The organism is Lactobacillus sp. S2-2, from assembly GCF_021698855.1.
Taxonomy (GTDB): Bacteria; Bacillota; Bacilli; order Lactobacillales; family Lactobacillaceae; genus Fructilactobacillus.
This window is the reverse complement of sequence record NZ_WWFA01000011.1, coordinates 125369-138664: the sequence shown is the minus strand read 5'-3', so window position 1 is coordinate 138664 and position 13296 is coordinate 125369. Positions and strand designations below refer to the sequence as shown.

Annotated in this window: 11 protein-coding genes and 1 other RNA gene; 4 read left to right on the top strand and 8 right to left on the bottom strand. The window is 26.4% G+C overall.

The features are described 5' to 3' along the window. Window positions 1–22: 22 nt before the first annotated feature. Window positions 23–1186 (bottom strand): class I SAM-dependent methyltransferase, encoded by a 1164-nt coding sequence (locus GSH19_RS06315; protein WP_237027246.1) that lies wholly within the window; start codon window positions 1184–1186, stop codon window positions 23–25. A gap of 118 nt (window positions 1187–1304) precedes the next feature. On the opposite strand from GSH19_RS06315, the gene GSH19_RS06310 reads away from it, so the two are divergent. Together GSH19_RS06310 and ssrA are read left to right on the top strand one after the other, a co-directional pair. Then, window positions 1305–2078, top strand: a complete 774-nt coding sequence (locus GSH19_RS06310) for a Cof-type HAD-IIB family hydrolase (RefSeq protein WP_237027245.1) — start codon at window positions 1305–1307, stop codon at window positions 2076–2078. A gap of 52 nt (window positions 2079–2130) precedes the next feature. Next, window positions 2131–2500: a transfer-messenger RNA gene (gene ssrA / locus GSH19_RS06305) on the top strand. Between the two features lie 153 nt (window positions 2501–2653). Here ssrA and GSH19_RS06300 read toward each other — a convergent pair. Together GSH19_RS06300 and GSH19_RS06295 are read right to left on the bottom strand one after the other, a co-directional pair. Next, a complete protein-coding gene (locus GSH19_RS06300) occupies window positions 2654–2959 on the bottom strand; it encodes a hypothetical protein (protein ID WP_237027244.1) in 306 nt (101 codons plus the stop codon). A 1211-nt stretch (window positions 2960–4170) separates the two neighbouring features. Continuing rightward, window positions 4171–5190 (bottom strand): acyltransferase family protein, encoded by a 1020-nt coding sequence (locus tag GSH19_RS06295; RefSeq protein WP_237027243.1) that lies wholly within the window; start codon window positions 5188–5190, stop codon window positions 4171–4173. A gap of 172 nt (window positions 5191–5362) precedes the next feature. On the opposite strand from GSH19_RS06295, the gene GSH19_RS06290 reads away from it, so the two are divergent. After that, a complete protein-coding gene (locus GSH19_RS06290; protein ID WP_237027242.1) occupies window positions 5363–5797 on the top strand; it encodes a GNAT family N-acetyltransferase in 435 nt (144 codons plus the stop codon). 40 nt (window positions 5798–5837) lie between these two features. On the opposite strand, the gene GSH19_RS06285 is transcribed toward GSH19_RS06290, so the two are convergent. From GSH19_RS06285 to GSH19_RS06270, 4 genes are all read right to left on the bottom strand, one after another. Beyond that, the gene (locus GSH19_RS06285) at window positions 5838–6425 is read right to left on the bottom strand and encodes a pentapeptide repeat-containing protein (protein WP_237027241.1); all 588 of its coding nucleotides are present in this window, start codon (window positions 6423–6425) and stop codon (window positions 5838–5840) included. Between the two features lie 87 nt (window positions 6426–6512). Beyond that, on the bottom strand, window positions 6513–9173 hold the full coding sequence (locus tag GSH19_RS06280; RefSeq protein WP_237027240.1) for an HAD-IC family P-type ATPase: 2661 nt from the start codon (window positions 9171–9173) through the stop codon (window positions 6513–6515). A 252-nt stretch (window positions 9174–9425) separates the two neighbouring features. Continuing rightward, entirely contained in the window at window positions 9426–10298 is an 873-nt protein-coding gene (locus GSH19_RS06275) for a GRP family sugar transporter (RefSeq protein ID WP_237027239.1), read from the bottom strand. A gap of 76 nt (window positions 10299–10374) precedes the next feature. Then, window positions 10375–10848 carry a GNAT family N-acetyltransferase gene (locus tag GSH19_RS06270; RefSeq protein WP_237027238.1) on the bottom strand — a complete coding sequence of 158 codons (474 nt, stop codon included), beginning with the start codon at window positions 10846–10848 and terminating at the stop codon, window positions 10375–10377. A gap of 134 nt (window positions 10849–10982) precedes the next feature. Between GSH19_RS06270 and GSH19_RS06265 the strand changes: the two genes are divergently transcribed. Continuing rightward, window positions 10983–12122, top strand: a complete 1140-nt coding sequence (locus tag GSH19_RS06265; protein WP_237027237.1) for a cation:proton antiporter — start codon at window positions 10983–10985, stop codon at window positions 12120–12122. Here GSH19_RS06265 and GSH19_RS06260 read toward each other — a convergent pair whose 3' ends face one another. Then, window positions 12123–13289, bottom strand: coding sequence for an aminotransferase class V-fold PLP-dependent enzyme (locus GSH19_RS06260; RefSeq protein ID WP_237027236.1), 1167 nt, complete (start codon window positions 13287–13289; stop codon window positions 12123–12125). Window positions 13290–13296 lie beyond the last annotated feature (7 nt).

Here is a 13296-nt window from a genome sequence, read left to right as displayed (position 1 = left end):
AAAGAGCTATAATAGCTCTTTTTTATTTTAATTTAATCCAAATTGCATTTAAATTACCTGTATCACGAAATTCAGAATCAATTGTAAAATCATCAGGTGCAATATATTTCTTTATAATGTCATATTTTTGCTTAGCCATAACATCTTTAATTGCATAATTTAGTTTTTTCATTGAAAAATTAGGTGTATCAACTACAAAATAAATATCTGCATTTGAAGCTGCAATTTTAATTATTTTTTCTAATAAAGAATTCAAATCTTTTTTAATTTGGAAGTTTCCTTTTTTACTCTTAAAAAACATTGGTATTTTAATTGTAATTAAATCAAATTTTAATTCATGCTTTTGAGCATAGTCTAAATAACCCATTACATCCATACTACGATTTTCTTGTGCTCCAGCAGTCATTTGATTACTTTCAAATAAATCATTTAATTCATCAATTGTCTTCTTAGATGAATCAACATTAGTAGTTTTTAAAGTTCCCCCACTAATTTCTGCACCTACAAATCCTGTTTGATTATGAAATAAATTTAATGCCATTTTATTACTTGAGTTATCTTTCAAATCTGTTCTAATATCACGATAAATTACATCAATTCCAGTATTAATGTTCCCATCTAAATTAACTGGAAATTTAATTGTATTTTCACTAGCTATAATTTGTTCCTTTGGATCGATAGAATAATGATTCAATGCATTGATGGTAATATTGGATTCAAATTTTTTAACATCATATAAATTACTATATTCAGTTAATGAATTTGTAATAGCTTTAATAATCATTGAACGGTATTGATAGATACCTTGATTATCCCAACTTATTAAGACATTACCGTTAAAGTAATCAACGGTTATTCCACCAAGATTATCACCTTGTCCATTAAATAATCTAAAAATTTCAAGTTCTTCTTCAAAAAACTCATTTCTTTTATTAAAAGCATTTGTAAAAATTCTTTCAAAGAAACGTTGATTTATTTCTTGGTTTTCTTTACGACTTAAAACCCATCCAATTCCAGTATTTTGTTTTCCAAAATAAGCTGAAGCTACAAAATGTTCATTTTTAACTAAACTAACTAATTGTCCTTCATTAAAATCGTCAGAATTATTTAAGTCTTTTAGACTTATTAATGGATATCCACCTTCAAATTTTTTGGCTGCATCACCGGTTATTTCAATTTTTCGCATAGTTTCTCCCTTTTATTCGTTCCCAATATCAAGTATTATTGTAACGTGAAAAGGCTTATAAAGATAGACTTAATAAATCAAGTTATAATAAAATAATTAAATGAAATGAGGTATTAATATGTATGATTATTTAGTTTTCTTCGATCTGGATAAAACTTTATTCGATGAAAACTCTAAAATAAATAATGAAGTTGCTAATGCGCTCGATGAAATCAGAAATAATAATGGATTACCTATTATCGCAACTGGAAGAAATCTTTTCGAGTTGGATGAAACTTTAAAAGATTCTAAAATAAATACTGTAATCGCAGCTAATGGTGACTATGGAATGTTTGAAGGAAAAGAAATTTTCACAAATTCAATTGATGCTAATTTAATTGACAACTTAGTTGACTTTGCAAATGAAAATAATAACTCTGTTGCTTTATATAATGATAAACGAAGTGGTATCACAACTCATGATGATCCAACTGCTTTTAAATCTTTTGAGAGAGTTCATGCAATTGTACCAGAAGTTGTAACTAAAGAATATTGGCATGAAAACCCAACCTATATGATGATTGTTATGAATGAAAATTTAGATAACGAATATATGAATAAATTTCCTGAATTAACTTTCTTTAGAAATTCTCCATATGGTATTGATATTGTAAAAAAAGATGCATCAAAAAGTACTGGAATTAATCAATTAATTGAAAATGCTAATTTACAAGGAATTCCAACTTATGCTTTTGGTGATGGTAATAATGATATTCCAATGCTTAATTACGTTGACCATGCTGTAGTAATGGGTAATGGATTAGATGAAGTTAAAAAATATGCTGAGTTTATTACAACTGATCATACTGATCATGGAATTGTAAATGGGTTAAAACACTTTGACTTGATTTAAACAACTAGAAATTATTCGCAACTAGTGGTAATATAACAGTTGCAATAATTATGGGGTCGTTATGGATTCGACGGGTATAGTTCGAATCTGAATTGCATACCGTATGGCGATACGTTAAATCGTACAGTTTAAATTATAACTGCAAAAAATAATACAAACAATTTCGCATTAGCTGCCTAATAAGCGCTTAGCGGAGATCCAGACGAGTTCTCCCAAGGCTCACTCCTGGGTCCTATAATTAATTGGGATTACGCTTATTGCTCCCATCTGAAGTAACAAGAAGAGACTAATCAGATTAGCTAATCATGTCTGCCTTGGTTAATGGCGTTTTGCTTAGTGAAACTTAAATAATTATCCTATGTATGTAGACGTTCAGGTGGCGATATGCTCGGACGCGGGTTCAAATCCCGCCGACTCCATTGATAGAAAAAAGCTGATATAATTTTCGATAATAATCGTTGTTATATCAGCTTTTTGTTTGCTTTTAATATAAATTTAATATCATTAAATAGTAGTAAATATTTTATTATTAATATATCAATTACAAATTTACTCAAAAATAAAAAAAATCATAATTAGTGACTGTTTTTTTGTTTAAAATATGTATATCCATCTATGAAGTCTATGATCTCTTTCATTTTGTTAAAAATTATAAAGTTAACAAACTTCAAGAATATTCTAGGATAGTGTCTAAATTTATTGCTTGTTTGATAATCTTTTTTTGCTTGATTATAACCTTTTTGAAAATCATTTGAATTATCACTAAATTCATTTTCATAATATTGCTTATTCTTATAATAATTTCTATCACTATATTGCTTTTCAAAAGAATCATATTCATCCTTTTCATAATTCTTTTTTACATAATCATGAATATTCATGCCTATCCCCAATTATATATAAGTATTATCACATAAATTTATACTTATTCAATATAATGCAACTAAAAAGAGCAACTAATTTATAGCTGCATTTTTCTTTTAGTCCTTGTTTTTATTCATGACATATATTGAATTTCAAAGCTCAATTCAACTATAAAAATGTAGACTAATAAAATTTATTTTTTAAAAATTTTATTAAAGATATTAAAGTACATATTATATACATAATTATAATAACTTGAAAATTCCCTTTAATAGTAGGCATAGTTTTAACCGAATAGAACAAAGGAATTAAACCTAGGTTTATTATTACCATTATGAAATTTATCTTTGTATTATTACATAAGAATATAATTATATTTATCATTGCCATTATAAATAATATAAATATAGAAGTACCTTCTTTAAAATGTGAATCTATAAAAAATGGAATTTCTAGTAATGATCCATAAGCCACAAGAATATTTGTACCTATAATTATAGTGAAATAAATCGTTTTAAAAGTTATATTAATTATTTCTTTCATATTATATATCCTTATTAATTAATATTTAGCTGTTAGAAAGGTTTTCTATAAGTAATAGTGATTGATTTTTATTCTAAATAAGTTAATTTTTAAGGGATTTAGTAAGCCTCTATAAAGATATGGTCTTATTGTCTATCTTTTTAAAATTAAATAGATAAAGCAAATAATAGATGATATTAAAGACCATCCTGAAATATTTATCCAAAAAGAACCTAATAAAAATATTAACGATGCTGAAATTATAATATTTATAAATGAAATAAATATAGCGGATTTATGATTAAATAGAATGCTTAATAATAATAGAGCTAAAGTAAATATATTTAGAACATATAATGAATATATAAATACACTATCTGTTATATAACTTAAAGCAAAATTTAAAACTAAAACAGTTATAAGCCATAAATTATTAATCGTTAAAAAAATCTTAAAACCTAAATCTATTAATAATTTCAAATACTCACCTCATTTTCTTTTTAATAATTAAAATAACTGAATTTTTAATTAAAATGATTTTTTATTATTAATTATATATTTTTTAAGTTTTAACTTATGTATAAATTAAAAAACAATTTTTAATAAATTATTTATTACGATAACATTAATAAAAATGAATGTAAATTTTAATTTAGTGACAAATAAAAAAGACTTATCTTAATAGATAAGTCTTTTAATATTCAAATTAAACTTCAATTGGTTTAAATTGATTCATTATTTTTTTAATTATAAAATATGCAAATAACGGTAATAATAACCCAAATACAATACAAATTAAAGTTTGATTGCTATCTAATTTCATAAAATCAACTAAATCAAAAACTGCTTTATGAAAATACATAATCGGAATTGTAAATTTACCCAAAAATGCTAACATCCCAGATATAATTGGTATCTTAGAAAGAAGTTTATCGGATAAAATAAATACAGTTAAACAAAACAATACTGACGCATAAAAAATAAGGAATGTATTATGTAACTTGTGAGATTTAATGTATAATCCGAACACTAAAATTCCTTGATATTTTAAAACAAAGAACAATGCGTATAAACTCAATCCACTCATTAAAATGATTCCCTTATGCTTAATGGCCGGATAATATTTAAATAAATAATATCCTAATAACATCCAAAAAGTAGTTAATAATACTCGATCCAGTGACCATGGCATATATTCAAATTTAAAAAATCCTATTTCTTTATATGAAACACCTAATGTAAACATCATAATACTAATAAAAAATTGGACTCTAACATCTTTAACATAAGAAATTAATAAAGTTACAACTACAGTAGTAATAATGAGAACGTTTATAAACCAAAAAACTGTAAGTTCGTCAGTTAATGTTCTTCCACCATAAACCAGTTTACCTAATGTTTTAAAAGTATATGACCATTCTTCTGATCTTAAAAAATGACTTAAAAATACTAAAATAATTCCATATAAAAAGTAATCTTTTATATTAGGTAATACCTTTTTTTTAATAAAGTGTTTAAATGACTCAAAATTTCTTTCTAATGGTTTTAGAAAGAATCCACTTAAAATAAAAAATAATGGCATATGCCACCAATAAATAGATGAATAAATAGTATTAATTAATTGATGATCATCCCCACGAAGTGGATGTAATGCATGACCTACAACAACCGCAATTATTCCAACTGCTTTTGCAATGTCAATCCATTTAATTCTATATTTTGACATACAAGGACTCCTAATTAAAATTTAGGTACCCTCTAAAAATAGCATAAATTGATTACAATTTTGTTACATAAGCTCTGATAATTCATATTTTTTTAAATTAATTTATATATACTTATTTAAATAAAACTAATAAAATAATTAAAGACAGTTATTTAAGTAGAAAGGATAAATTATGTTAACAAAACAAAAAATAAACGAGCAAAATTATGAATTAGCTATTAATATATGGGAAGAATCCGTAACAGCTACTCATGACTTTTTAAAACAACAAGATAAAGAAGAAATCAAAAGAAATCTTCCTTTTTATTTAAAACAAGTAAACGGAAACTATTGGTTAAATAATAATGAAATAATTGGATTTTCTGGTATTGATGATGATAAATTAGAAATGCTATTTTTACATCCAAATTTCTTTAAACAAGGATTAGGATCAAAAATCATTCAACAATTAATTAATCAAGACCAAATAAAATATGTAGATGTTAATAAAGATAATACTAATGCTACTAAATTTTATTTAAAAAATGGCTTTGAACAATATGATGAATCAGAAACTGATGGACAAGGAAATGATTATCCAATTCTACATTTAAAATTAAATAATTAAAAAAGACTTTTAAGGATTAAAATAATCCCAAAAGTCTTTTTTATTTCAAATAAATTCCTAAATAATCAGCAATTAAAACTAATTGTGCTGAATTCATAGTTACTCCTCTAATTAACTCAATTGATAATTCAATATTATCAAAATAGCTAGTAGATAAATCAATCTGATTCATCTTTGTATTAATAAATGAAGTATCATTTAAACTACATTTATCAAAATTAATCTTTTTTTGATGCTCCACTTCTTGAAATAACATTCCATTTAATGAACACTCAAAGAAATTTAATTCATTTAACTTAGATCCACTAAAATTACAAAAATCCAATTGTGATTTGCTAAAATCATCACTTTTTAACCTTGTATCAATTAAACTAATTCCTGTCATACGACAATTATTAAATTTACTGCGATAAATAATACTTTCATTAAAATTCTTATTTGATAAATCCATATTATTAAAAGTAATATCTAACCATTCACTACCAGAAAAATCATTATCTTCAAACAAACAATTATCAAAAATAACATCAGAAATATTAATATCATGGTCATAATTTATAAATTTACAATTAACATAGTTAATATTATCTTCAATCTCTTTAAATTCGACAACTCTATCTTTAATCATATAAAAAACTCCTAACTTTTATATAATAAAGCATTAAAATAAACAAATAAATCCTTTTTAATAAAAAGAGATGCTAAAAGCATCTCTTTATTTTTTCTTATTTATTTGTTTTCGTATAAATTTATCAAATTCTGTTACTAATAAAATAACTATTCCAGCTCCAATTGAAATTATCCATTCAAGCATTGACATTGGACCTGTCTTAAATACTGATTGCATAAATGGAATATATGTTAATGCAAATTGAAGTAACATCATAATTCCGATAATTAAAAATGCTTTTTTATTTGTAAAAAATTCATTTGATAAAGCATATTCTTTTGTACGAATATTAAATAGATAGAAAATCTTACCTAAAATAACAATATTAACCATCATTGTACTTGCAATAGTCTGACCTACTCCTTGGTCCATTAACCAATCATATGAGAATAACCCGATTAATGCTATTAAGACAGCAACATATATCATTTGAAAAACATCATGTTTATTTAACAAACTTTTTCCGCTTTTACGTGGCTTTCTTTTCATAATACCTTTTTCAGCAGGTTCAAAAATAAAGGAAAATTGAATTGTAATCGCAGATACCATATTAATCCACAATAACTGACTTGGCTGTAAAGGCATTTCTTGTTGTGACAATATTGTAAATACAACAATTAATCCTTCAGCAAATGAAGTTGGTAATAAGAATAAAATACTCTTCTTAATATTGTCATAAATTCTACGACCTTCTTTAATAGCTGATGACATAGTAGTAAAATTATCATCTGTCAAAATCATATCAGCAGAATCTTTTGCAACATCAGTACCTTCAATTCCCATAGCTACACCAATATCAGCACGCTTTAAAGCAGGTGCATCATTTACACCATCACCAGTCATCGCAGTAACCTTTTCATTTTCCTGCAAAAACTTAACAATATCCATCTTATTAGTTGGTGTTGTTCTTGCAAATACTTGGTTTTCAACTACTGCTTTTTTAAACTCTTCATCAGACATAGCATCTAATTCAGCACCAGTAATTACATTAATTTCTTTAGCTAATCCTAATTTTTCTCCAATTGCCTTAGCAGTTTTAGGATGATCACCAGTTATCATTTTTACATTAACACCAGCTTGATTCATAGTTTTTAATGCATCGATAACTTCTTCTCTTGGTGGATCAATTATTCCAGCTAATCCTAAGAAACTGATTCCCTTTTCCAAAAACTCATGAGTTATCTCATTAACTGAATCATCAACATCTTTATAGCCAACCGCAACAACACGTTGACCTTGAGATGACATAGTAGTAACTTTTTCATTCCAATATTTCAAATCAAATTCTTCATTACTATTTTTAGCCATTTCAAATAATTTATCTGGAGAACCTTTAATAAATAATTTTTTATTTCCATTTTCATCTTTAACTAATTTCGCTATATAACGATAATCAGAATCAAAAGGTAGCATATCTACTTCTTCATAATCTGGTTCATATGGATAATCATAGTATTTATAAAATAGAGTTAAGAAAGCTCCATCAGTTGGTTCACCATTTATTTCCCAACGATTATCCTCATTAGATAAAACAGTATCGTTAGCTTGAAAAGCTGAATTTAAAAATAATTTTAAATGTTTATTTTCATTATTTTTATCAACACCTTTAATATTACCTACTGGTTCGTAACCACTACCAGAAACTTCATAAGAAACATCATCTAAAATAAGATTTTTAACGGTCATTTCATTTTTAGTTAAAGTACCAGTTTTATCAGTTGCAATAACATCAACTGAACCTAATGTTTCAACAGCAGGTAATGTTTTCACAATCGTATTCTTGTTTTTAGCCATATCAGAAACACCTAATGCAAGAACTACAGAAGTTGTTGCTGGTAATCCTTCAGGTAAAGCACCAACAATCATCGTTACAATTGCTAAAGCAAGTACCGGTAATGAATAAATTTGTAAATATAAACCAAAAATAAATAGTGCAATTGAAACTCCAATAATTAAATAAGAAATTCCTTTCCCTAATCCATCTAATTCTTTCATTAATGGAGTTTTTCTACTCTTAGTATTTCCAACATCAACAGATATTTTACCAATTTCAGTGGTAGAACCAGTATCTGTAACAATTCCAATCCCACTACCTCCAGTTACTGAAGTTGATGCAAAGGCAGAATTAGTTTTATCACCAGTAGATAAACTACTATCATCTAATTTTTCAGTAGTCTTTTCTACTGAATCAGATTCTCCCGTTAAAGCAGATTCTTGGATTGTTAAATTATCGACTTCTACCAATCTTAAATCCGCTGGAACATTATCTCCTGCTTCAATAAATACCACATCACCAACAACAACTTCTTCAGCTGGAATATCTTGTCTAGTGCCATCACGATAAACAGTAGCCGTTGTTGATAACATATCTTTAATTTTTTCTAACGCGTCTGACGCATTAGATTCTTGATAATACCCTATCAATACATTAACAACAACTACGATTGCAATGATAATTGAATCTGAAATATGTTGTAAAAATAAAGTAATCAAAGCTGCAAAAATAAGAATATAAGTAATTAAATTATTGAATTGTGATAAAAATAACTTCCATTTAGGAGTCCTTTGCGATTCAATTTTATTTAATCCATTCACTCTTAACTTTTCTTGTGCTTGATGATTGGAAATTCCTTGTTCAATTTCTTTTATATTATATTTTTTTAATAATTCGTCTTCTGTTAATTGAAAATCTTTTTTTGTATTCATTTTATCTTCCTTCTATATAAATATAAGTATTTGTTTATTAATTTCAATTACTTAATTTATATTATAAGAAAATAATGTACCGGCTCATAATAAAACGAGTCACTATCCAATTAGATCCCTCCTGTTTTAAAAATAATTTTAAGTTATTATACTATTATTTTAAATAATTATCATTATAAAAGGTATTCCATAGACTAAAATTTAATAAAAAAACCACAAATAAAAAAGATGTTTGTTTAAAACAAACATCTTTTATTTACTTAATCCACCAATTATAACTGCAGCCACGATAATTAAACCAAGACCAAGTAATGTGAAAGTAAGTTCTTTTTTGTTTTTTCTTTCTTTTAGGATTAAAATTCCACCAATTGTTGAAACTACAACATTCATTTGTGTTAATGGGAATGCATTTGCAACTCCATTAAGATTTAATGATGTTAAATATGCCAAAGTTCCTAATCCTCCAGCAAGACCTATAATAATTGATTTTAAGGTAAAGTTTGTAAATAATACTTTTTCTTTATCTTTAATTTGCATAAATAATCCTAAAATTAATCCACCTAAGCCCATTCCAAGAGTTTGTGGCATCAATCCAACTAATCCTGAAACATGAGTTATATTTGGAAAAACAGAACAAGCAGTATATCCGAATGAACCAACAATTAGTAATGTTAATCCAGATTTATAATCCATTTTAGGTCTTTCAACTGTTCCATCTTTAAATGATGTAAAACAAGTTCCAATAATTAATAAACCAATACTCATAAATCCAAGTAATTTAGCTTCTGGAGATCCCCAATCACCCCAGAAAATAACACCAGCAAGTGGTATTTCAATTAACTGTAAACCAGTAGAAATTGGCATTGCAGTAGAAACGTTCATTTTTTCAAATGACATAAATTGGAAAAGCTGGGCAACAGACCAAGCAGCTCCTCCAAGAAATGGCCAAAGAAAATCATAAAAACTAATTTGTGGTCTTGTGAACAAGTAAATTACAATTCCAACCAAAAATTGTCCATAAGCAGCACCAACTAGTTGATTAATTGCTTTACCACCAATTTTGGAGGCAAGAAGTGGTCCTACTCCCCAAAGTAAAGCAGGTAATAATCCAATTATTATATTCATATTTACATTCCCTTTCACTTAAAAAGTTGACAATGTTAAATATAACACAAATAATTTCTTTAAATAAGTTTAATTTTTAAATATCTTTAATATAAAATAGATTCATTAGACTATGATTTGCATTTTTTAGTGGACCATCTAATTTTTTAAATCCCATTTTTTCATAGACATGAACTGCTGCCTTCAATCGACTACTAGTTTCTAAATAGAGTTTATTATATCCATCTTCTTTTGCTGCTTTAATAACTTGATTGATTAATTGATAAGCAGCTTTATGTCCTCTTGCTTCTTTTGAAATAAAAACTTTTTGTAATTCAGCTACTTTACCATCATATTCATCAAATCCACTTCCACCTAAAGCATTATCATCTTCATCAACAAATACAAAATAATCTCGGTTTTCATGATTATAAAAATCGAATAAATTATTTAATTGTGGATCATAATAACTAGTTCCTGGTTGATCTAAATCAAAATCTTTTAATGATTTTTGAATTATTTCTTTCATTACTTGATTATCTTTTTCTTCAATCTTTCTTACTTTAAACAATTTAAATCACTCCAATCTTTTAATTTCAAACTTATCATAAGACAAAAATATATGATATAATTAATACTAATTAAATAGTTAGTTTAGTGGAGATTGTCATATAGGGCAATCTCCACTTTTTTTTGGAGGTAAGTATGGAAATATTAGGAACACTTTTTTTAGTTCTATTCATATCGTTAATTATGGGACAACTAGGGAAAAAAATAGGATTACCCATTGTAGTTGGACAAATAGTATCTGGTATAATTCTTGGACCAGGATTATTCAACTTAGTAAATCAACATTCTTTATCAACTTTCAGTGGAATTGGAGTTATTCTACTAATGTTCTTAGCTGGTATTGAATGTGATATTGATAAATTAAAAAAATTTTTTAAGCCATCATTACTTGTTGGAATGTTAGGGGTAATTCTACCATTATTTATTTTTTTCATTTATGGAGAATTTATAAATTTAAAATTTGAAGATGCTATTTTCCTTGGAATTATTTTTTCAGCTACTTCAGTTTCAATAACTGTTGAGGTTTTAAAAGAATATAAAAAATTAGATTCAATTGCGGGAATTACTATTTTAGGTGCAGCAATTGTTGATGATATTATTTCGATAGTTTTACTAAGTTCATTTAATTCAATTTTTGGATCAAAAAATAACTCACAAAATATCTGGATTACTTTTCTTATACAAATAATCTTCTTAATCTTTATAATGTTTGTTGTAAAGTTTATTGGACCAAAGTTAATGCAATTAGTTCAAAAATTTAATTATACCTACTTTTCAACAATTACCGCATTATCATTGTGTTTAGGAATGTCCTTTTTAGCTGATTTAGTTAGTTTAAGTACTGTACTAGGAGCATTTTTTGCTGGATTATCCATTTCTAAAGTATTTAATGTAAAAAATATTACTAATAATATTGAACAAATTGGATACAATTTTTTTATTCCTATCTTCTTTGTTTCAATTGGATTAGAAATAAAATTTGATGGTATTTTAAATGACTGGAATATTTTAATTATAATGACAATTTTAGCAATTATAACTAAATGGATTGGTAGTGGATTAGGTGCAAAATTAACTGGACTAAATTTTAATGATGCTAATTTAGTTGGAATAGGCATGATTTCTCGTGGTGAAATGGCTCTAATTATTGCTCAAATTGGTGTAAGTTCAAACTTAATAACTAGAGATATTTATTCAGTTATCATTATGACAATTGTTTTAACAACTATTATTTCTCCAATTTTAATTAAATTAAATAATAAAAAAGATCTCTAATTAGAGATCTTTTTCTATTTCTGTAAATGAATTTTTTAAATCTTCTATTAAATCATCAATATCTTCTAAACCAACTGATAATCTAATCAATCCATCCGTAATGCCTCGTTCATATCTTTCATTTCGATCCATTTCGGCATGTGACATTTTAGGTGGATAAGAAATAATCGATTCAACTGCTCCAAGTGAAACAGAAAAAATTGGAATTTTAATATTATCAACTAGCTTTCTAACATGATCTTCACTTCCTAAATCAAATGAAAGAACTGCGCCTCCTGATTTAGCTTGTTGATTGTGAATGTTATGTCCTTCAAAAGAATTTAATTCTGGATAATATACTTTCTTAACTATTGATTGTTTTTCTAACCAATTTGCAAGTTGCAATGCACTTTGAGATTCTTTTTCCATCCTTACACCTAATGTTTTAATACCGCGTAAAAGTAAAAAGCAATCCGAAACTCCCAATGTTGCACCCATTGAATTTTGTAAAAAGTAAACTTGGTCACCTAATTTTTCATCTTTAGTAACAATTAATCCCGCCAAAATATCACTATGACCTGCTAAAAATTTAGTCCCACTATGTACTACCAAGTCAGCACCAAAATCTAATGGTTTTTGTAACATTGGAGTCATAAATGTGTTATCAACAAATAGCTTTGCATTATTTTGATGAGCAATTTCAGCAACTTCTTTAATATTAGTTATTTGTAAAGTTGGATTTGAAGGAGTTTCTGCATAAACAACTTTTGTATTCTCTTTAAATGCAGTTTTTAATGCCTTATTATCACTTAAATTAACAAAATCATATTCAATCCCATATTTAACTAGTACTTGGGTTACTAATCTAAAGGTTCCACCATAAACATTTTCCGTTAAAATAATATGATCACCTTGATTCAGGGTTAATAAAGCTGTCGAAATTGCTGCCATACCAGTTGCAAAAGCAAATCCTCTAGATCCATTTTCTAATTCTGCAATGCTTTCTTCTAAAACATCTCTTGTAGGATTCCCACTCCTTGAATAATCCCACTTACCAAAATTATCAAAATCTTTTTGTTCAAAGGTTGAAGACATTTCAACTGATGGATTAACTGCTCCTGTTTCTTTATTTGGTTTGGTTGTTGATTTAATTGCTTTAGTCATATCTGAAAAACTATTTTTGGTCATATAATTT